Here is a 20,302-nt window from a genome sequence, read left to right as displayed (position 1 = left end):
GACGAATGCAACGTACCTGACAGCAGGGATCGACAAATAACAGGAGTTCGGGATTAAAAAAGGCAAAGATTCATACAGCAATCTATCCAACATGAATTAACCCGTACTGAAACGAAAATCGAGAAATTTGAACGTAAGAATGAAAGAGAAGCTGCGGGAGCAGTAAAGGACAACATCGATGGTAACAGTAAAGACCGTATTCACTATTAAATTAGATTTGTAAAAATTCCCCGCCATGAAAATGATGTTTCTTTGCTGCTTGATTTTGCTGACCGTCTCTTGCAATAATGGAGTCAGGAAAGATGTGCAACAAAATATACTTTCACATAAGGAGTTCATCCGACAACTTGCGATTGATGGAGTAATTCTGCAAAGGATATATTGCGACAAATGCAATTTCAACAAATACCAGTTCAAGGTAAAGCTTAACACAGCGAGCGAAAAAGTTAACTTAGGGTATATGTCGTTTCCCCCTTACTATACCTTTCTGAATAACAAGGAAATAATGTTGAGCGTCAACAAAGAACTGTATGACGCAGGCAATGAAGGCACGCCAATTTCAAAACCCGGAGGCTCCATTAACGTTACTATTCTTGAGGAAAGCTATAAGTTGCTAAGTGAGGAAAAGTATACTTGGATACCGCAACACGCTGAAAACCTGTAGTTTCTTCCCTAAAAAACCATCGTTGAACCTACAAACAGTAAAAACAGACCAGCTAACACTAACTCACGCTTACCCCGAACTCAGGTTAAAAAAAAATCCTGCTCTTTCGGGCAGGATTTCTTTTTGAAACGAACAACTAATTATCGTGTGAACAATAACTCGCGGTATTTCGTCAGCGTCCAGACTTCGTCGTCAACCAAAAGTTCGAGTTTGTCGCAGTGCTCGCGGATGATATCGAAGTACGGCTTCACTTTGTCGCAATACGCTTCGGCCATTTTCTCGGCACTTTTCAGTGCGTTGGCTTTCTTGCGCGCTTCCGTCATCGCCAGCACGTTCTTGTTGATGCCTTCAATGTGGGCTGAAATCGTACGGATCAGGCTGATTTGCTCACCTGCTACCGATTCGAACTCTTTGTTTCCGAAGATTTCTTTCAACCCTTTCACGTTTTCGATCAGCGTGTTCTGGTACTTGATCGCGGTTGGCACCACGTGGTTCCGTGCGATATCGCCCAATACGCGGCCTTCGATCTGGATTTTCTTGGTGTATTCCTCCAATTCGATTTCGTAGCGTGCCTCGACCTCAACGTGGTTCATGACACCCAGTTCTTCGAACAGGTCCATGGCGGCTTTAGATACCTTTGCTTTCAACGCTTTTGGAGTCGTCTTGTGGTTGCTCAGTTTGCGTTTCGCGGCCTCTTTCTCCCATGCTTCGCTATAACCGTCGCCTTCGAAAAGGATGGCCTTGGTTTGCTTGATGTATTCGCGAAGAACGTTGAAGATCGCTTCATCTTTCTTCAACCCTTTGCTTTCGATAAGGGCGTCCACTTCTTTCTTGAAATCGCGCAACTGCTTGGCAACGATCGAGTTCAGCGTAGTCATCGCCACCGCACAGTTCGCGGATGATCCGACGGCACGGAATTCGAATTTGTTTCCGGTGAACGCAAACGGAGAGGTACGGTTACGGTCGGTATTGTCAAGCAATACATCCGGAATTTTACCCACTACGTTCAATTTCAGGTCGGTCTTCTCTTCTGGTGAGAGTTTACCGTTCGACACGCCTTCCAACTCTGCCAATACCTTGGTCAATTGCTGGCCGATGAATACGGAAATGATGGCCGGTGGCGCTTCGTTGGCACCCAGACGGTGGTCGTTGCTGGCCGATGCGATAGACGCGCGCAGCAACTCTTCGTAGGTGTAAACCGCTTTGATCGTATTAATGAAGAACGTGAGGAATTGCAGGTTGCTCATCGGGGTTTTGCCCGGAGCCAACAGGTTCACGCCCGTATCGGTCGCCATAGACCAGTTGTTGTGCTTACCGGAACCATTCACGCCCTGGAACGGCTTCTCGTGCAGCAACACACGGAAATCGTGGCGCTCTGCGACCTTCGACATAATATCCATCAACAACGCATTGTGGTCGACAGCCAGGTTGGTTTCCTCAAAAATAGGCGCTAGCTCGAATTGGTTCGGTGCCACCTCGTTGTGACGCGTCTTTACCGGGATACCCAGCAACATACACTCGTTCTCAAGGTCACGCATATAGTTGAGCACACGTGTTGGGATCGAACCGAAGTAATGGTCCTCCAACTGCTGTCCTTTCGCCGATGCGTGTCCGAGTAGCGTACGCCCGGTCAACACGATATCCGGACGTGAATTGGCCAGCGCTTTGTCGATGAGGAAGTACTCTTGCTCCCATCCCAGCGTCGGGGTGACCTTTTTCACATTTTTATCAAAGTAACGCGCCACTTCGGTAGCGGCATCATCGATGGCATTGAGCGCACGGAGCAGCGGCGCCTTGTTGTCAAGCGCTTCGCCGGTGTAGGACACGAATACAGTAGGGATACAAAGCGTCGTGCCATAGATGAACGCCGGCGACGTCGGATCCCATGCGGTATAGCCACGTGCTTCGAACGTGTTACGGATACCCCCGTTCGGGAAGCTCGACGCATCGGGCTCTTGTTGTACCAATTGGCCACCACCGAATTTTTCAACCGGGTCGCTGCCATCGAACGACGTTTCGAAAAACGCATCGTGTTTTTCAGCAGTAGCGCCGGTGAGCGGCTGGAACCAGTGGGTGTAGTGGGTGACGCCTTTCGACAACGCCCATTCCTTCATACCCATGGCGATATACTCGGCGATCTTACGGTCAATCTTCGTTCCGTGCAGGATCGCGCTCTGCACCGCCTGGTATCCTTCTTTTGTAAGGAATTGTCGCATTGCCTTATCATTGAAGACGTTGCTTCCAAAGATGACGGATTTCTTGTCGAGTTCCTCGACCTTAACCGGCTTGCGGTTGGCGGTTTCCTGGAGGGCCTGAAAACGGAAAGTTGACATAAAGTTTGAGTTTTTTTGTTATACCTATAAAAAAGATAGGGCAAAAATAAGAAAATAGTAGAATCAGAACGCATACACCCCTAAAAATTTTGGGGGTATAAAGCCATTTTTATAAACAAACCCTTGTCGAAACGTCCAAAATGAGGGGTATCGCTCACTTTGGGAAATAAAAAAGGGGCCGAAGCCCCTTGATTTGATCGCATGCACCTATTAGTTGATGCGCTTTACGTGGCTGTCATCGATGCCGTAGAATTTGATGACGGCATTGTAGTCATTATAGTCTACCGCGCGACGGTTGGCGAAATAACCCGGAATCACGACGATACGAAAGGTTTGGTCGTTGATGAACTCGGGCGTAGTCGCTACATCGAAGGTTCCTCCTGCATAAATAAAGAAGTCCTTTTTACTAAAGTCAAAATCGTAATCCAACTCTCCTTCCTCCAAAAACAGCGTACGTGGAATCAGTTGCCACACCGGCACCGTCTCGCCATTGCTGTTGAAGGTATCGGTCAGGCGGTAAATCAGGATGGATTCTTCGTCATACAGGTCGCCACCAATCAGGTCGACCCACTGGCGGTTGATTACATATTCGCCATTCGACAGGGTAAAGTCCACATTAAAAAGTTCGTACACCAGGCTATCCGGCCCCGCAGGTCCTGCAGGACCCCTATCGCCTTCACAGCTTTGGAAGACCGTCGCGCCGGCAAATACGGTAAGTAGTAACAGTAGTCGTTTCATGATAAATGATTTTTAGGTTAAAATAAAGGCAAAAGGTGCCGATAAAAAAATTTAGGGTGGTAAAGTTTTCTAAAAAAACCACCACCCTTAAGTAGAATAGAACCGCTGTTTGTTACAAGTCGATTGTAAACGAGCCTCCGTTGAAAACCAATGTAGCAGTTCCGTTGCCATTGAAGGTAATCGTGCCGGTGTAGTTGAAGGAAGCACCTCCCGTACCCTGCCCCTGGAAGGTGAAGTCAGCGCTGCCCGATACGATGGCGCGGGTTGTTTTATTGACCTTCACATCATTAAGTGTCAGTTCGATGATGCTCGTAAAGCTATTCATCTGACGGATCTTCGATTGCTGCGAACCGTTGCGTACATACGTCCCATTAAAGGTTGCTACTGTCGGCTGCGGTCCGATTCCGGTGATGATAAGCGACGTGGTAGAGGAATCGTCAGACGACATCCTCGGGGTATCGTACGTACCATGGAACTGTCCGGAAAACGCCAAATGCGCCGGAGCCCCATCGGTGCACACAAGGGTAGTGCTCCGATCGATGGTGTAGTTGAAGTCATATAACGGCCCGTCGTACGAATCGGCATAACTGGCGGTGTAGGTTGTTCCGCACGCCAGAGAGGGTGTATCGGTAAAGACGTCTTCGTCCGACGCGTAGGTAACTGCCTGCGAAATCGTGCGGGCGAGTCCACCGGTGTCGGAAGTCACACTGTTCGAAATGGCGTCGGCGGCGTCCTGCTCCTGCACGCTCACTTGTTGCGTATCGTCATTGTTGTCGCAGGAGGTCAATACGGAAAAGGCACAAGCGATCACACCGATCGAAAAGGCCCGAAGGGAAAATGAGTAGTGATTCATAATAAACATTTTTGTCAGAAAGACGCCTGACGCCCTCTTGGGTTTAACGTCCGTTGCTAAAAATACAAAAAACGTCCGTTGGGTTACGAGCGACGGGCCCGCATCATCTCCCGTTTACCCGGAGGACCCGCCAGCTTCTCGACCGAAAAACCGGCCACTTCCATATTGCGCCGGATGACGGTACGCGCGGCATACGTGACCAGAACGCCACCCGGACGCAGTGCCCGTGCCATGCGGCGGAAGATATCCTCGTTCCACAATTCCGGCTGCACGCGAAAGCCGAACGCATCGAAGTAGACGAGGTCGAATGCCGCCTCATCCACAATATCCGCAAAGAACTGCTGGCGCTTGGTAAGATAAAAAGACGGTGTCAGCGCCACTTCCACTTCCCACTCCGCTTTATGCATGTCGGTGAAGATACTAGCAGCCAATACGTGTCCGACCGCTTCCGGATAGTTCATCTGGGACGCTTCAGCAGCTTCCACCGGATAGGCTTCCACTCCTGTATACCTTATAATACGTCCCGTGCCTTCATTTTCGATAGCCGTCAGAAGCGCGTTGAGTCCGGTACCGAAACCGATCTCCAGTATACACAGTTCCGACTTGTCAGGGAAAAGGTCGAGTCCGTGACGCAGGAAAACGTGTCGTGCTTCCTGTATAGCACCATGTCTGGAGTGGTAATTCTCTTCCAGATCCGGAAGATAGATCGTCGTCGAGCCGTCGCCCGTCCGGATGATCTCGCGGCGCATTAGTTGATCCGGAGTTTCTTTATCCGTGCGATGGGTCCGGTGCATTTCACCTGGTGGCAGGAAATGCAGGTATTGACCGCGTCGTTGAAATGCTCTTTCGCCTTATCGGGATCTTCGTAGATCAGTTGCTGTGATTGGATAAACGCGGCGGCCTGAGCCTTGAAGAACGCATCGTTTTCTTTTCCGTCGGTCATTTGGGCTTTGTGGATGCGCAGGAAATCCGAATCGAACGCGCCGATCTTCTCCCCTTTTTCGATCCGGGCTTTCAGTTCCATATTCTTTTGGAACATCTTCTCCATGAGCGCCGCCATTTCCGACATCTCGTACATCTCGAATTTCTTCTTGCCTGCCGATGGTTGGGCACATGCCGCGGAATCGACTTTCCTGGCCGGTTCTGCCGCTACGGCTTCTTTCTTTGTGCAGCCGACTACTGCCAGCAACACCACGGCCCATACAAACTGCTTCATCTGGAGATCGAATTACTCTGACAGCAGCACACCGTCCGCCGTAAAGGCATAGGTCACTTCCGGTTCGGTGATCTTATCGATTTCTGCCTGCGATTTGCCGCCGTCTTTGGCGTAATGCTTCAGTTCATCGACCGATACGACATCCACGAACGCACGACCGCTGACGATCGCTTCCGAATTCGTCGCGTTCAGGGGCACGAAAAAGCCGTAATCCTTGAAACGCACAAACGCGGTCTGGCCTTTCGCCAGGTCGAGCGACATCCAGCAGCCTTTTTTCTTGCAAACATCGGCCACGCGCGACTTGAACTTAACCGCAATGGTATCGCCTTTTTTAAGCGTCTTGTATTTCTTCAGCATCTGGTCGGCGGTCAGCGCCTGTGTGGCGGCGATCTTCTTTCCGAACGACGCATACTCCACCGCAACAGGTTTCTCCGCGGCGGCAGTAACTACGATTTCCTTCGGTGCTTCTGTTGCCTCGGGCACTTCCGCCTCGTCGGTTGCCTGGGTAACAGATACCGTATCTTTTACAATAGTATCGGTTTCCTTTTTGGGGGCCGCGTCAGGTGCGACTTCCTTATCGGTATTTTTACAGGAAACAAAGAGTGCAGCGGCACAGGCAACGAGCAGGATTTTTTTCATATGTAGTTGAGTATTACGCAAAGTGCACCACAAAAATACAGGTTTCTCTTCATTATTGTTAGAAAATCACGGCAATTTGTCAGTAAAATAAAGACCTTGGGCCATCGTGCGGATTCCGAATTTTGTTACTTTAGCGGCATCCCAAGAGCCTTCCCATAACGTTACGACCGGCTGGATTTCTCAAGGGTCACGTCTACCCATAATCCTGTAAAGGCCCATGAGCACTTCTGAGATCGACATTATCCGCGTTGCCCAATCCCGAATCGATTCCGTAGATTTCAACAACCTGCCGTTTGGCTCGGTTTTTACCGACCATATGTTATGGTGTGACTACAAAGAAGGAAAATGGCAACGTCCGGTGATCAAGCCGTATGAGCCGTTCCTGCTCGACCCGTCGGCGAAGGTGTTCCACTACGGACAGGCGATCTTCGAAGGGATGAAGGCCTATAAAGACGAACAGGATGACGTATGGCTCTTCCGTCCGGAGGAAAACCTGAACCGCCTGAACCGCTCGGCCGTGCGCATGGCCATGCCGGAACTCGACGAGTGGATCTTCCTGGACGGACTCAAAGAACTCCTTTCCATCGAGCGCGACTGGGTGAAGAAAGGCGTAGGAAACTCACTTTATATCCGACCTTTTATGATTGCCGTCGGCAGTGGTGTCATCGCCGCGCCGTCGACCCAATACCGTTTTATGATCATCCTGTCGCCCGCCCGATCGTATTACTCCGGCGAGGTCAAGGTGATCATTGCCGAACACTACAGCCGCGCGGCCAACGGGGGCATTGGTGCCGCGAAAGCAGCCGGTAACTATTCCGGACAGTTCTACCCTACGAAACTGGCCAATGAAAAAGGCTTCCAACAAGTCATCTGGACGGACGACGCGACCCACACCCGCCTCGAGGAATCGGGAACGATGAACGTGTTTTTCCGTATCGGCGACACGCTCCTCACCGCCCCGACCAGCGAACGCATCCTGGATGGTGTCACGCGTAAGAGCCTGCTCGACATCGCCCAGCGCGACGGTATCAAAACCGAAGTGCGCCCGGTGCTGGTGGACGAACTCGTCGCCGCTGCGCAAAACGGCACACTCCAGGAAATATTCGGAGCCGGCACCGCCGCTGTCGTCAACCCCATTACGGGCTTCTCTTATCAGGACGTCTATTACGAACTACCGAAACTCGACAACCCCGTCGCGCTGCAACTGAAAACGAAACTCACCGACATCCAGTATAAACTGGCAGAGGATACGTTTGGGTGGACGGTGAAGGTGTAGGGTTGGGTTTTGGGTTTTGGGTTTTGGGTTGGATTGATTCACTCGAGAAATTACTTGTGCATTTTGGGCTTTGAGTTGGATGGCTTCACTCGAGAAACCGCTGGTAAGGGTTGAGTTTTGGGTTTTGGGTTTTGGGTTTTGGGTTGGATCGATTCACTCGAGAAAGTCTTGCTTTTGGGCTTTGAGTTGGATTGATTCACACGAGAAATACGGGTACGTTTTGGTCTTCCGAAACTGTGAACTATCAAGCTTCCACTCAAACCATCAACCATCAACCATCAACCATCAACTATCAACTATCAACCATCAACCCTCCACCCTCTTCCAGCCGCGTTCTTCCTCAACCCAAAACTCAAAACCCAAAACTCAAACTATACAACTCCAACGCCAGATTATATAACCCCCCTTCCCCCTCCGCTGCCTACCTTTGGCTTATCCCAAAAAGAAAAGCCATGAAAGTAATTTGCATCACCACCGCCCTATTGTTCGCCTGTTATGCCTCGGCACAAAACCAGCAGGTACAGAGCGAAACGAAAACGACTGTTACCACCGTAAAAGACTCGGATGGCGAGAAGCAGTATGTCAAAAAAGAGAATGTCGAGCAGAAGCAGGATATCCAATTTGAGCCGGATAACAATTCGCTCAACAAGCGGGTCGCCGACACACCCGTAGAGGTAACCTCCACGACCCAGATCACGAATCCGGATGGCACGACCCGTACGGTTGAGGTCGACCGCTCGGCCATCTATAACCTAAACGGCAAGAACTACCGCATCGCCCTTGACGCATCAGGTTATTCGATGAGTGCCGATGGCCAGAAGCCGGCCCGACTGCGCAAAACCTCGATCAACACCTATATCTACCGCGCCAAAGACCGCACGTCGATCGGCTATTTCGATACCGACGGCAACCTGGTGCTCGAAACGTATGACGACAAAAACGACAAGGTAAACGTCGAAAAATACATCCGCGCCCAACCGTAAACACCGCAAACAACAAACCTATGGAGAGTCCCGGCTTTGGCTGGGATTTTTTTTACCTTTTCAACAGCTGCGTCATGGCAACGCCCTTCGCGGTAAACACTTTGACAAAATAAGTGGCCACCGGTAGCGCTGAAATGTCGAAGGTATCGGAGACCCGCGCATCCACGAATGCGGATACTTGTCTGCTCTGGATTATAAGACGGTAACTCAAGTTCGCCTTGACGAAGACTTTCCGCTTAAAAAAAAATCATTGAAACATCCGATTTTGTTTCTTGGACAACGATTTCCGAACACTGAGAGCACAATTGAAATACACCAGATTTTGAAGTGATCATAGACAGAGCCTCGGGGATGAAATAATTTCAATTTACATATTTATTAAAGAAGCCTATTCTTAAAAAAATGTAGCTAATCGTTGTTTTTTGCAATATATCCTAAAAATAGATTATGAAAATTTATTTTCTTTAAATTTAGGCGTGTTTACCTAACCAGCCATGCCTAAAAATTCGTACTACTCAATCAAGGACCTTAATCTTGATTTGCAAAACTATCGAACTGTAAATCAACAAACTGAAAGTGGTGCTATAACTGCTTTGATATCAATTTCTAAAGATAACTTTATTGCCATCCTTAATGACATAATTGATGAAGGGTACAGCGTCACTGAGAACATTATTGTTCTTAATGATGGTGGTAAGTACATTGTAAAAGAAGGAAACAGAAGAGTTGCAGCGTGTAAGCTAATTCACCAACTTCACATCCTTGATGATTTCGATTTAGATGAAACCACTAAAGCTAAAATTAGAGGATTATCTAAAGAATGGTTGAAAGCTAATAGTACCGTTCCGTGTTCGGTTTTTGAGATTTCTGAAATCGAACAGGTTAAGAAAATTGTGAGCAGAATTCACGGCAAGAAACAAGAAACTTCGAGAGAGAAATGGGGTTCAGTTGCAACCGCAAGACTAAATAGGGAGGAGAATGGGGGCTCAGAGCCGGGACTTACACTTCTTGAAAAATATTTGATGTGGGGTACAAATCTAACCCAAGATGAAAAATCAAAATGGGGTGGCGATTATGGATTGAGTGTTTTAGACCTTTTGATTAACAGAGTTTACGTTAGATTAGGCTATTCATCTAGAAATGATATTATCGATAATTACCCGAAGATAAATTATCGGAAAGAGGTTGAAAAAATGATGCATGATATTGGACATGGGCATCTTACTCACCGAAAAATTAGGGAGACAGATTTTATGACCGGATATGGTATTCCTGACCCAAATGCGCCAAAGGAAGAAACGGTAGACAATACGTCCAATAACAATTCCCAAGGCGGCGAATCAAAGTCAACAAACGCCGATGACGCTCAAAATTCCACGGCGAGTAATAATGGCTCTAATCCCAATTCAAGCACTGAAAGCTCTAACAACAATGCGGAGCAAGGGCAAGACACGAATACCTCCAGCCCTGGCAACAGCAGGAATGAAAGTTCAAAATATCGAATTTATTTGATTCCAAGGTCTTTCAATGTTCGCATTCTGAACCCTAAGGTAAACACCATTCGCGATGAATTTTACTCGCTGAACATTCAGAAACATACAAATGCCGGTGCGGTGCTTTTCAGAGTACTTGTAGAACTAAGTGTAGACTCTTACATTGAGAACAAGGGACTAACGGATGCACTAACTGCGTCTTCAAGCGGTTATGATTTACGTAAGAAAATCGGCCTTGTCACAAATCACCTCGAATCTACTAAGGTTGCAGATAGTAAAGGCACAATTTGTAAAGGAATTAGAGCTGAATTAAAAGATAAAGATGGTGTATTCCATGTTGATACCCTCCACGCATATATACACTCCAATCGTTTGTCACCAAAATATGAAAACTTAAATATTGCCTGGGACAACATCTCAGATTTTATGCGAATTTTATGGGAACAAATTAAGTAAGAAATCGCTGGCCAGATTTGGTTTTTTTCAGTTTATTTGCTGTAACCTAAATCAAATCGCATGTTTTATTCCCCTCTGCGTTACCCTGGTGGAAAAAATAAGCTTGCAGGCTTCATTGCAAAAATTTGCGTTGATAACGATATCCGCGGTCATTACATAGAGCCGTATGCTGGCGGAGCGGGCGTCGCAATATTCTTACTCTTAGAAGGATTTGTCGAAAGGATCACAATCAACGATAAGGACCGGTCAATTTATGCCTTTTGGCATTCTGTGGTTTTTGAATCGGAGGCGTTGTGTAATTTAATAGAATCAACGCCAATTACGGTAGAAAACTGGCAGATTCAAAAAAACCTTCAAGAGCAAAAGGAAAGAATTTCTTTGCTTGAACTCGGATTCTCTACTCTGTTTTTGAACCGTACAAACCGATCAGGAATTATAAAAGGTGGAATGATTGGTGGTAGACAGCAACTAGGTGATTATAAGTTGGATTGTCGATTTACAAAAGATGAAATTATCCGTAGGATAAAGGACATCTCGCTCATGAAGGACAGAATCCGACTACTTTCAATGGATGCGCTAGATTTGGTAGATTTGGTGCCAAGGCAAGAGTTGAAGTCAACTATCATTTATTTTGACCCGCCTTACTACCTTAAAGCCGAACAATTATACATGAATTATTATCAGCATGATGACCACGCTGATGTTGCTAAAAAAATTGCCAATATTGAGGGGCTTAATTGGATAGTATCTTATGATAACCAAGTGGCTATCAAAAATCTCTATTCAGAATATAATAGTAAAGAGTATACATTCAATCATTCCGCACATACAAGTAAAGAAGGCAAAGAAATACTATTTTTTAGTCCGGGACTCAATTATCCTAAACTTCAGTATTGGAATCCGACTGAATTTAAATTAGAAAATAAAGCCTCAGGTAAAGTGATTGTTTTTAGGCCCAAAAAGCCGAAAGCGGTTGATATGACCAAGCCAATATTTTTTTAATCTAAGTTGGTAACAGATCAAAATGGAAATGAAATAAATCTTGTCATATTACGGAAATTACTATGGCATATCCGACCCAGTCAAAATCGTCGAAATCGAGGTCCCTATAGAAATAATAGGGCTTGCCGTTCACGGTAGGGAGTTTTTTAGAAAATGAAACGATCGTCTCATACTTTTTCAAAGAACTCAGTACTTTAGATCTTCCACCGATCAACGCATCGACAACATTGAAATAGAAAATGGCTTTTTCCGTTTTATTTTTGAAGCCCAACGATTCTATGTCGATATCCATGGCACTGAGATCGGCGTCATTAAAAAGAGAAGCTAAACCACCATGAATAAGGTAGTAGTAATTATCCAGTAAAATCCGACTGTCGATTTTTCGCTCAAGTACCTCCTTGGCAACGACATCGGCGCCCCGTGGTGTTCGTTCTTTGTTAATTCGGTCGTAATGAATTTCCCGGATTACATACCACATAAGTAACTCATCATCGTCCGGACGCCCTAACACCGAATGCTCCAACATACTTAGGTCCCCTTTGCCGACCCGTATCAAAACGTCTGCAATATGACGCAGTTGGGGCGTTTGGAGCGAATCCATCGACACGGTAAAACGCGCTCGTGCGGCGTTTGGGTCCTTCGAATACAGATTGCCAATAGAGACGAGATGGTCGAAATCTTGACGATCAAGTTTTAATTGCGCGTTCGCAACAAGCGATAGTAACAAGACCGGAATAAAAACGATAGGCTTCATGGAGCTAAAGTAAGGTATTTAACGGATTATGATAATGAACTACCCCGTGCGCTTACACCCCCGTCAACCCATAAACCCCGACGCCTTCTTTTAGCTGCGCCATCGTTCCGTTCACTTCTTCCTGGAAGGTAACCACCAAATACACCCCGTAGGAGGGGCCCGCGGGTGGGTCGCATTCCAGTGTCAGCGCGTCGGGCAGGTCACCACGTCGTAGTACGGATGGTTTTCCCTGCAACACCCGACACGCCGGTACTTCGAAATCAAATTCCAATACCGCGAGGCACAGCGTCGCATGTGTGGCATGGGCCGGAAAGGAAATCCCGTCCAGCGCCGAATGATCCACCGAAAAGGTAAAGGTCTCCGCATCGAAATGCCCTTTCTGTGCCAGTATAAGACCGCGACGGCTCCCCGGCGTCACCTCGAACCGGTCGAAAACCCTCCGCCCTTCCGGCGTCCCGAATCCAATCCCCGGCTTCCGCTCGCCCCGGGCGCTGCTCGTGTCGCAGGTCTTGATCTCCTGCCACAGCGCCATCAGTCGCACATGCCAACTCGTGTCCTTGTAGGGCGCCAGCAACTGCAACAAAGCATGACGGTGCACCTTCGTAAGGGTCGCGCAACGCCCGAATTCCGACATGTTTTGCCGTACCCGCACCATCGATTCGCTCGACCTGATGGTCTTTCCATTGAATCCGCCGCCCGCCGTCCGAACCACAGGTACACCTTTTCGGTAATAGAAATTGAGGCCTTCCAATGTGCCCTCCAGCTTAAGAATGCCTTTCTGCTTTGCCATGCTAAGGTAATTTCATCGCAAAGATGTATAAACTACATGAACGTCCCCACTTTATAACATATTTATAACGTGTATATACCGTATATATGTCGTGTTTATAGCGTATTTATATTGTGTACATTCCCGTCTTGGGGCATACGAAACGTGAGGCTACTCCGACGGTTCCCTAAGCAGTAATAATGACAAGGATATAAACAGAAAAGGACCCCCAGATCGCGCTACCGTTCCGGATCCGGTAGGCAACAGTGCAACTTTCAACTTTCAACTTTCAACTTTCGACTTTCGACTTTCGACTTTCAACTTAAAAAAAATCCCGCCGAAGCGGGACTATCTTACTCGTTATGCAAAAACGCCTTCCGGTTCAACAGCGTTTCTTCGCTTTCCACATGGTTCGGATCCGGCACACAGCAATCGACCGGACAAACGGCGGCGCATTGCGGCTCTTCGTGGAAGCCTTTGCATTCCGTGCACTTCGACGGCACAATGTAATAGATATCATCTGAAACCGGCGTCATGGGCGCGTCGGCTTCTACCGTGGTTCCGTCGGGCAATACGACGGTGCCGCGCAGTGCCGTTCCGTCTTTATACCGCCAGTCGTCGGCGCCTTCATAGATCGCCGTATTCGGACACTCGGGTTCGCAGGCCCCGCAATTGATGCATTCGTCGGTTATGATGATGGCCATGATAGTTGGTTTTGGGTGCCGGCATGTCAGCCGACTTCACTAATTTTGCGCAAAAGTACATCCAAATACTTTGATAAACAAGAAAGCATGACGCTGCACGATCGAAAACAGGCTTTTGTGGCATTGGGGAAATTCCTCGGCCAATTCGCCACGCTCCCACCCCAAAAAGCCCACGACGTCAGCGAAAACGACGCCTTCTTCGAACCCATGGCCGTTCTGGTCGAGCGCGCCGTCCACCACAACGGCTGGTTCACTCCCGAACAGGTGGCCTTCGCCTGCGGTTCCTGGCACGAGGCCCTGGCGGCCGACAACCTCAACAAATGGCTGGCGCCGTATCAGTTGGAAGACCTTCCGCCACGGAAGGTGGCCCTCATCCTGGCGGGTAATATCCCATTGGTGGGCTTCCATGACCTGGTGTCGGTGCTGATTGCCGGGCACACGGCCCTCGTGCGCCTATCGTCGAACGACAACCAGATCGTGCCATTGCTCTCCCGCTATCTCGCTGCCGTCGAGCCGCGCTTTGCCGACCGTATCGTGTTCGTCGATTCAAAACTGGAAGGCTACGATGCCGTGATCGCGACGGGCAGCGACAATACGGCGCGGTATTTCGAATACTATTTCCGCAACAAACCGGCCATCATCAGGAGAAACCGCAATTCGGTAGCAGTACTCGACGGAACCGAATCCAAAGAGGAATTGTTTGCGTTGGGCGATGATATCTTCCGCTATTTCGGACTCGGGTGCCGGAATGTCTCCAAGCTGTTTGTACCCGAGGGCTATGATTTCAAGGACTTCTTTGAAGCGATTTTTCCATACGGATCAGTCATCCAATACGAAAAATACGCCAACAACTACGATTATAACAAGGCCGTCTTCCTGATGAGTAATTTCAGGCTGACCGACAACGGCTTCCTTACCTTAAAAGAAGACACCTCGTATGCCTCCCCTATCTCGAGCGTGTTTTTTGAATACTACGGCGCACCCGAAACCCTGGCGGAACGACTGACGGGCGATGCCGACCGACTGCAATGCGTGGTCGGACACGGCTATCTTCCCTTCGGAAAAACGCAACGTCCGGAACTTTGGGATTATGCTGATAACGTCGACACGTTAGCGTTTTTATCGGACATTTGATATCTTTGGGGAAACCTTCCTCACATGAAGCGACTTTTGCTCCTTCTTTTGTTGCTGCCGTTGGGCGCATTTGCCCAGTTTGAACTTCAATCGCTTTACCCGGCTTCGGGCAATTCTGGGTGGCGATTCGGCAACCGTGTCGCCATTTCCGGAGACGATATAGCCGTTGCGTCCTCTACTTTGCCAGGTCCATCAGGAACGACAGGAAAAGTGTACGTTTTCAATTCGGCCACCAACACACAGCAGGTGCTTTTACCGGACGATGTTGCAGCTACCGACGGCTTCGGCTCCTCACTATCGCTTCAGGGCGATTATTTAGTGGTTGGCGCTCCAAAAAATGGACCTTTCGGCGCCGTTTATGTTTACACAAAGCTGAACGGAATCTGGAACCAAACCCAAAAAATTACGTTTACTACTGGAAGCAGTGCGCAGCGATTCGGTTCGACGGTGGTGCAGGACGGAGATTTCCTATTTATTTCCAACACCTTCGACCCGTTACTGCCATTGCCCTCGCAGGGATCTATTTTGATTTATCATCTTGACAATGGAAACTTTAGCTTTTTCCAACAAACCGGATTCGATATCATGAATGAAAGCGCAGTATTGACGGCCCGTGAGGGTCGCCTGGGCGTAATGGTAATGGTAGACACACCTCTCGCCGCACCGGGTTGGCGCTTCCGGAGCTATGCCCAATCGGGGAACAACTGGGTAATCGAAGGCGATACCAGTTCGCTAGGCGATGCCGATAACCTCCCACGGGCGGTAGCGGTTGCCAATGGTGAAGCTTATGTATTATTCAATTCCACCCAGTCGCAGTCGCAGGTCGCTACACTCACGCTGAATGGTGCTGTATGGGAGCAATCAGCCCTGACAGATGTCGCGGGCCTCACCGATCACCTTTTCAGTTCATTAGTGGTGAGTGGCGACTATATGGCGGTGGGTTCATCTGAATACATCCTGCAAATGGAACGGAAATTTCCGGTAAATGTATTACATAGAACCGGAGGTACATGGAGTCCGTTGCAGACGTTGTTCGGGGATGGTCCGGCCGGGTATGATGACGGATTTGGTTCCGTTTTGGCCACCGACGGTCAAAAGATCATTATCGGCGCACCCTCGGAGGGCGAGGTCATTTCAACGGGAAAGGCCTATTATTTTGACACGTTATTAGGTTTACCATCAGCGAACCCATCAGTGATAAGGGTGTTTCCCAATCCTACCGACGGCCCTCTATCTATTGAAGGCCCAACAGTGGTGCGTTCAACCGTATTTTCCCTCACCGGACAAAAACTCCTGACATCGTCAGACCCGACGACGCTTTCCGTCCGCGACCTCGCCGCCGGTGTCTATCTTTTGCAAATGGAATTCGCCGACGGTACTTCCCACACCGAACGCATCATCCGCAAATAAAGACGTTACGTAACTATAACGTTATTGTTAATAAACTCTCCAAAGTTTTTCGGAGGGCTGTAGGCGGAATCTTCCCTAATGCAGAAATTTGCGCTTCTATCCGAACGACTATGAAGAAGCATAATTTCAGCGCCGGCCCCAGCATCCTGCCACAGGAGGTCTTGCAACAGGCCGCCGCTGCCGTCCTCGATTTCAACAACTCGGGCTTATCGCTGATCGAAATTTCCCATCGCAGCAAAGACTTCGTCGCAGTGATGGACGAAGCGCGTGCGTTGGCACTGGAACTTCTCGGACTCGAGAACAAAGGCTACCAGGCCCTGTTCCTGCACGGCGGTGCCAGTCTTGAATTCCTCATGACGCCCTACAACCTCATGAAAACCGGTGGCAAAGCCGCTTATCTCGAAACCGGAACCTGGGCCGTGGGTGCCATCAAAGAAGCGAAACACTTCGGCGAGGTAGTAGTCGTGGGCTCATCGAAAGACGCCAATTACTCCTACATCCCAACAGGCTATAGCATTCCGTCGGATGTCGATTACTTCCACTGCACCAGCAACAACACCATTTTTGGTACGCAGATGCACGCCTTTCCGGAGACAGACGTTCCGGTGGCCTGTGATATGAGTTCGGATATCTTCTCACGCCAACTCGACTTCTCGAAATTCGACCTAATCTATGCCGGTGCCCAAAAGAATATGGGTCCTGCAGGCGTGACGCTTGTGGTAGTGAAAGAATCCGTTCTGGGAAAAACCGGGCGTACCATCCCGAATATGCTGAACCTGCAACAGCACATCGAAAAAGAAAGCATGTATAACACGCCGCCGGTGTTCGCGGTGTATACCTCCCTCCTTACCCTCCGCTGGCTGAAAGCAAAAGGCGGCATCGCGGGTATCGAGAAAAGCAACGACCAAAAGGCGCAATTGCTGTATGACGAAATCGACCGCAACGCCCTGTTCAAAGGAACGGCCCGCAAAGAAGACCGTTCGAAAATGAACGCCTGCTTCCTGCTCGAAGACGAGCGCCTGGCCCCAGAATTTGACGCCATGTGGAAGGCTGCCGGCATTTCAGGCCTTGCCGGACACCGTTCGGTAGGTGGTTACCGCGCCTCGATCTACAATGCCCTGCCCATCGAAAGTGTCGAAGTGCTGGTCGAGGTCATGAAAGCTTTTGAATCTACTTACGCTACCCAACACGCACAATGAAAGTATTAGCCAACGACGGCATGTCGACTGCCGGCATCAACGCCCTTGAAAAAGGCGGATTTGAGGTCATCACGACGAAGGTCGCCCAGGAACAGGTAGCGGCTTACCTGAATGAACATAACATCCCCGTACTGCTGGTGCGCAGCGCCACCAAAGTGCGAAAAGACCTGATTGACGCGTGTCCGGGTTTGAAAGTCATCGGACGCGGCGGTGTGGGAATGGACAACATCGATGTAGACTATGCCCGTTCCAAAGGCATCCATGTCATCAATACGCCTGCTTCGTCGTCGGAATCGGTAGCCGAATTGGTATTTGCGCACCTGTTCACCGGCGTTCGGTTCCTGCATGACGCCAACCGCAACATGCCGCTGGAAGGCGACTCGCGCTTCGATGCCCTGAAGAAAGCCTATGCCGGCGGACGCGAACTCCGCGGAAAAACCATTGGCATCATCGGGTTTGGCCGTATTGGCCAGGCCGTTGCCAAAATGGCGCTCGGACTCGGGATGAAGGTCATCGCGGCCGACAAATTCGTGGGGAAAGCCGACATTACCGTTGATTTCTATAACGGACAGTTCATCAATGTAGAGATCATCACGGAGCCGCTGGAGTTGCTGTTCCAACACGCCGACTTCATTACATTGCACGTGCCCGCTCAGGACGGCTATGTAATCGGTCGTGCGGAAATCGAACAACTGAAAGACGGCGTGGGCATCATCAATTGTGCGCGCGGCGGTATCCTGGATGAAGTGGCCCTGGTGGAAGCGCTTGACAGCGGTAAGGTATCCTTTGCCGGACTCGACGTCTTTGAAAACGAGCCGACGCCGGAAATCCGCATCCTCATGCACCCGAATATTTCGCTGACGCCCCACATCGGCGCTGCGACCGACGAAGCACAGGAACGCATCGGCACCGAACTGGCCGCCCAGATCATCAGCCTGATGAAAACGGCCCATTAAAAATAAGTTATTCGTTTTTTAAGAGAAGCGTGGGACCCGTTCCCGCGCTTTCTTTTTACCTTTATACGTGTCAGTTATCGCTTTGCTATGAAACAAATTCTTTTAGTCGTCGGAATGAGTGTGGCCCTGCTGTCGGTGGGGTGCGGGTCGAAGCTTCCGCCCGAGAAACCGCAAGACCGTGAGGTGGCGAAACCCACGGCAAATGACACCGTACGCATTGCCAACGACGACATCGGATATGAGATTATCATTATCGACCCCGGCTTCAACTCGTGGCTGATTGGAAATGCCCGACCGCGGGGTTTTTACTCACAGCAGTACTTTGAAGCCCGAAACCTCGTGTGGGTGAACGAATGGAACCGCCGGGTCGTCAATCCCATGCAGTGGGGCGACCAATACGGTATGACCATTGACTATGGCCCGGGTGTAGACTATGGCTATGAAGTCAACTACATGCTGTTCAATTACCTCGTCTACTTCCAGATACGCAATGGGGTGCAACTCGGAAGTTTTGTACCACGACCATAATGTCGTAGCTTTGAAGAGAGAATTCTACCCATGAAAAAACTCAGGGAGCGCTGGGGCATCCAAAACAACTTTTCGATCGTCGTCATCTTTGTGGTGTTCGCGATCAACGGCTCGTTGTCGGCCCGCATCTCGGTTGCATTGCTGCAGTTGATGGGTATACACAAGTCGACTACCGACTGGTACCTTTACTATCCCCTCTTGATTATCCTGGTCTTGCCGCTCTATCCGTTCCTGCTGATGGTCTTCGGGTGGTTATTCGGCCAATCGCGCTTCTTCTTTCCGTTCGCGAAGAAGATGCTAGCGGGTATGGGACTGGGCTTTGTCTTTCGGAAGCGGTAACGGTCGTTTGCGGATGACATACGTCCAAATCCACATGGCGGTAAAGGTGGGAATGATATCGGTGAAGGGAAACAACTCCTCTGCCACGGAGATAACGGCTGCCGTCTTCGCATCACGTCCTTTATAGAGCACAGTCATCAGGAGTCCGGATACGGGCGCCCAGACCACGTCGCCAAACTCTCCGATAAACGGAATCGAAAACGACAGCATCCCGATGGCATCCAGTAACAATCCGACGATCAGGTTACGGGTCTTGACCGATTCAAAGTGCGGATCGCGGGGAGATGCCGCCATTACTGCTTCAGCTTGTCCTTATAAAGTTTCCGGACCTTTTCGACCTTCGGTGTGATCACGAAATGGCAATACGACTGATCTTTGTTCCGGTTGTAGTAGTTCTTGTGATAATCTTCTGCCACATAAAAAGGCTGTGCAGGCGAAAGCGCGGTTACGATCGGTTTTCCGAACGTATTTTCCGTGGTGAGCCGTGCCATGTAGTTCTCCGCTGCCAGTTTCTGCTCGGGGCTGTGATAGAAGATCTCGCTGCGGTATTGCGTACCGACGTCCGCACCCTGACGGTTGAGCGTCGTAGGGTCGTGGGTGGCGAAGAAAACCTGCAGCAGTTCCTCATACGATACTTTGGCCGGATCGAAACGAATTTCTACGGCCTCCGCGTGACCGGTTGCGCCACTGCACACCTGTTCGTAGGTAGGGTTCGAACGTTTACCGCCGGTATAGCCGGGTTGTATCGACACAACGCCCTCGAGTTCAAGGAAAATGGCTTCCGTACACCAGAAGCACCCGCCCGCAAAGGTGGCGGTTTCGAGTTGGGAGGAATCTTGCATGGGAGCTTGTTCTT

At 49.4% G+C, this 20,302-nt stretch carries 22 protein-coding genes; 11 read left to right on the top strand and 11 right to left on the bottom strand.

Annotation, left to right across the window (positions count from 1 at the left end; genetic code table 11):
* The first annotated feature begins 235 nt into the window (after nucleotides 1-235).
* Nucleotides 236-664, top strand: coding sequence for a hypothetical protein (locus MKO97_RS10100; protein WP_241103097.1), 429 nt, complete (start codon nucleotides 236-238; stop codon nucleotides 662-664).
* A gap of 140 nt (nucleotides 665-804) precedes the next feature.
* Here the strand turns inward: MKO97_RS10100 and MKO97_RS10095 are convergent, their stop codons facing one another.
* From MKO97_RS10095 to MKO97_RS10070, 6 genes are all read right to left on the bottom strand, one after another.
* Nucleotides 805-2,997, bottom strand: coding sequence for a glutamine synthetase III (locus tag MKO97_RS10095; RefSeq protein ID WP_241103096.1), 2,193 nt, complete (start codon nucleotides 2,995-2,997; stop codon nucleotides 805-807).
* A 210-nt stretch (nucleotides 2,998-3,207) separates the two neighbouring features.
* On the bottom strand, nucleotides 3,208-3,735 hold the full coding sequence (locus MKO97_RS10090) for a hypothetical protein (RefSeq protein ID WP_241103095.1): 528 nt from the start codon (nucleotides 3,733-3,735) through the stop codon (nucleotides 3,208-3,210).
* 112 nt (nucleotides 3,736-3,847) lie between these two features.
* Nucleotides 3,848-4,588: a hypothetical protein gene (locus MKO97_RS10085; RefSeq protein ID WP_241103094.1), complete on the bottom strand. Its 741-nt coding sequence runs from the start codon at nucleotides 4,586-4,588 to the stop codon at nucleotides 3,848-3,850.
* A gap of 83 nt (nucleotides 4,589-4,671) precedes the next feature.
* A complete protein-coding gene (gene mnmD / locus MKO97_RS10080; protein ID WP_241103093.1) occupies nucleotides 4,672-5,337 on the bottom strand; it encodes a tRNA (5-methylaminomethyl-2-thiouridine)(34)-methyltransferase MnmD in 666 nt (221 codons plus the stop codon).
* Nucleotides 5,337-5,804, bottom strand: coding sequence for a hypothetical protein (locus MKO97_RS10075; protein ID WP_241103092.1), 468 nt, complete (start codon nucleotides 5,802-5,804; stop codon nucleotides 5,337-5,339). Before MKO97_RS10075 ends, mnmD begins: the two co-directional genes overlap by 1 nt.
* Before the next feature lie 12 nt (nucleotides 5,805-5,816).
* Nucleotides 5,817-6,443 (bottom strand): DUF4920 domain-containing protein, encoded by a 627-nt coding sequence (locus MKO97_RS10070; protein ID WP_241103091.1) that lies wholly within the window; start codon nucleotides 6,441-6,443, stop codon nucleotides 5,817-5,819.
* 217 nt (nucleotides 6,444-6,660) lie between these two features.
* Here MKO97_RS10070 and MKO97_RS10065 point away from each other — a divergent pair, with 217 nt between their 5' ends.
* The 4 genes from MKO97_RS10065 to MKO97_RS10050 all read left to right on the top strand — a co-directional run bounded on the left by MKO97_RS10065 (nucleotide 6,661) and on the right by MKO97_RS10050 (nucleotide 11,653).
* Entirely contained in the window at nucleotides 6,661-7,719 is a 1,059-nt protein-coding gene (locus tag MKO97_RS10065) for a branched-chain amino acid aminotransferase (protein WP_241103090.1), read from the top strand.
* Nucleotides 7,720-8,171: 452 nt separating this feature from the next.
* Nucleotides 8,172-8,702: a hypothetical protein gene (locus tag MKO97_RS10060; protein WP_241103089.1), complete on the top strand. Its 531-nt coding sequence runs from the start codon at nucleotides 8,172-8,174 to the stop codon at nucleotides 8,700-8,702.
* A gap of 494 nt (nucleotides 8,703-9,196) precedes the next feature.
* Nucleotides 9,197-10,651 carry a hypothetical protein gene (locus MKO97_RS10055; protein WP_241103088.1) on the top strand — a complete coding sequence of 485 codons (1,455 nt, stop codon included), beginning with the start codon at nucleotides 9,197-9,199 and terminating at the stop codon, nucleotides 10,649-10,651.
* Between the two features lie 60 nt (nucleotides 10,652-10,711).
* Nucleotides 10,712-11,653, top strand: a complete 942-nt coding sequence (locus tag MKO97_RS10050) for a DNA adenine methylase (protein WP_241103087.1) — start codon at nucleotides 10,712-10,714, stop codon at nucleotides 11,651-11,653.
* A 43-nt stretch (nucleotides 11,654-11,696) separates the two neighbouring features.
* Here the strand turns inward: MKO97_RS10050 and MKO97_RS10045 are convergent, their stop codons facing one another.
* The 3 genes from MKO97_RS10045 to MKO97_RS10035 all read right to left on the bottom strand — a co-directional run bounded on the left by MKO97_RS10045 (nucleotide 11,697) and on the right by MKO97_RS10035 (nucleotide 13,880).
* Nucleotides 11,697-12,407 carry a hypothetical protein gene (locus MKO97_RS10045; protein ID WP_241103086.1) on the bottom strand — a complete coding sequence of 237 codons (711 nt, stop codon included), beginning with the start codon at nucleotides 12,405-12,407 and terminating at the stop codon, nucleotides 11,697-11,699.
* A gap of 52 nt (nucleotides 12,408-12,459) precedes the next feature.
* Nucleotides 12,460-13,197 carry a hypothetical protein gene (locus MKO97_RS10040; RefSeq protein ID WP_241103085.1) on the bottom strand — a complete coding sequence of 246 codons (738 nt, stop codon included), beginning with the start codon at nucleotides 13,195-13,197 and terminating at the stop codon, nucleotides 12,460-12,462.
* 332 nt (nucleotides 13,198-13,529) lie between these two features.
* Nucleotides 13,530-13,880, bottom strand: a complete 351-nt coding sequence (locus MKO97_RS10035; protein ID WP_241103084.1) for a 4Fe-4S dicluster domain-containing protein — start codon at nucleotides 13,878-13,880, stop codon at nucleotides 13,530-13,532.
* A gap of 87 nt (nucleotides 13,881-13,967) precedes the next feature.
* Between MKO97_RS10035 and MKO97_RS10030 the strand changes: the two genes are divergently transcribed.
* The 6 genes from MKO97_RS10030 to MKO97_RS10005 all read left to right on the top strand — a co-directional run bounded on the left by MKO97_RS10030 (nucleotide 13,968) and on the right by MKO97_RS10005 (nucleotide 19,446).
* Nucleotides 13,968-15,014, top strand: coding sequence for an acyl-CoA reductase (locus MKO97_RS10030; protein ID WP_241103083.1), 1,047 nt, complete (start codon nucleotides 13,968-13,970; stop codon nucleotides 15,012-15,014).
* Between the two features lie 24 nt (nucleotides 15,015-15,038).
* Entirely contained in the window at nucleotides 15,039-16,424 is a 1,386-nt protein-coding gene (locus tag MKO97_RS10025; protein ID WP_241103082.1) for a T9SS type A sorting domain-containing protein, read from the top strand.
* Between the two features lie 110 nt (nucleotides 16,425-16,534).
* A complete protein-coding gene (gene serC, locus MKO97_RS10020; protein ID WP_241103081.1) occupies nucleotides 16,535-17,623 on the top strand; it encodes a 3-phosphoserine/phosphohydroxythreonine transaminase in 1,089 nt (362 codons plus the stop codon).
* Nucleotides 17,620-18,579 carry a D-2-hydroxyacid dehydrogenase gene (locus tag MKO97_RS10015; protein ID WP_241103080.1) on the top strand — a complete coding sequence of 320 codons (960 nt, stop codon included), beginning with the start codon at nucleotides 17,620-17,622 and terminating at the stop codon, nucleotides 18,577-18,579. The genes serC and MKO97_RS10015 overlap by 4 nt, the downstream gene beginning before the upstream one ends.
* 87 nt (nucleotides 18,580-18,666) lie before the next feature.
* Entirely contained in the window at nucleotides 18,667-19,107 is a 441-nt protein-coding gene (locus MKO97_RS10010; RefSeq protein ID WP_241103079.1) for a DUF6146 family protein, read from the top strand.
* A 30-nt stretch (nucleotides 19,108-19,137) separates the two neighbouring features.
* Nucleotides 19,138-19,446 carry a DUF6787 family protein gene (locus MKO97_RS10005; protein ID WP_241103078.1) on the top strand — a complete coding sequence of 103 codons (309 nt, stop codon included), beginning with the start codon at nucleotides 19,138-19,140 and terminating at the stop codon, nucleotides 19,444-19,446.
* Here the strand turns inward: MKO97_RS10005 and MKO97_RS10000 are convergent.
* Both MKO97_RS10000 and msrA read right to left on the bottom strand, forming a co-directional pair.
* On the bottom strand, nucleotides 19,405-19,740 hold the full coding sequence (locus MKO97_RS10000) for a hypothetical protein (RefSeq protein ID WP_241103077.1): 336 nt from the start codon (nucleotides 19,738-19,740) through the stop codon (nucleotides 19,405-19,407). The two genes, MKO97_RS10005 and MKO97_RS10000, sit on opposite strands and share 42 nt — an antisense overlap.
* Entirely contained in the window at nucleotides 19,740-20,288 is a 549-nt protein-coding gene (msrA, locus tag MKO97_RS09995; RefSeq protein WP_241103076.1) for a peptide-methionine (S)-S-oxide reductase MsrA, read from the bottom strand. Before msrA ends, MKO97_RS10000 begins: the two co-directional genes overlap by 1 nt.
* Between the last annotated feature and the right edge of the window lie 14 nt (nucleotides 20,289-20,302).

Source organism: Flavobacterium sp. HJ-32-4, from assembly GCF_022532105.1.
Lineage (GTDB): Bacteria > Bacteroidota > Bacteroidia > Flavobacteriales > Flavobacteriaceae > Flavobacterium.
This window is presented reverse-complemented; position numbering and strand designations above follow the sequence as displayed.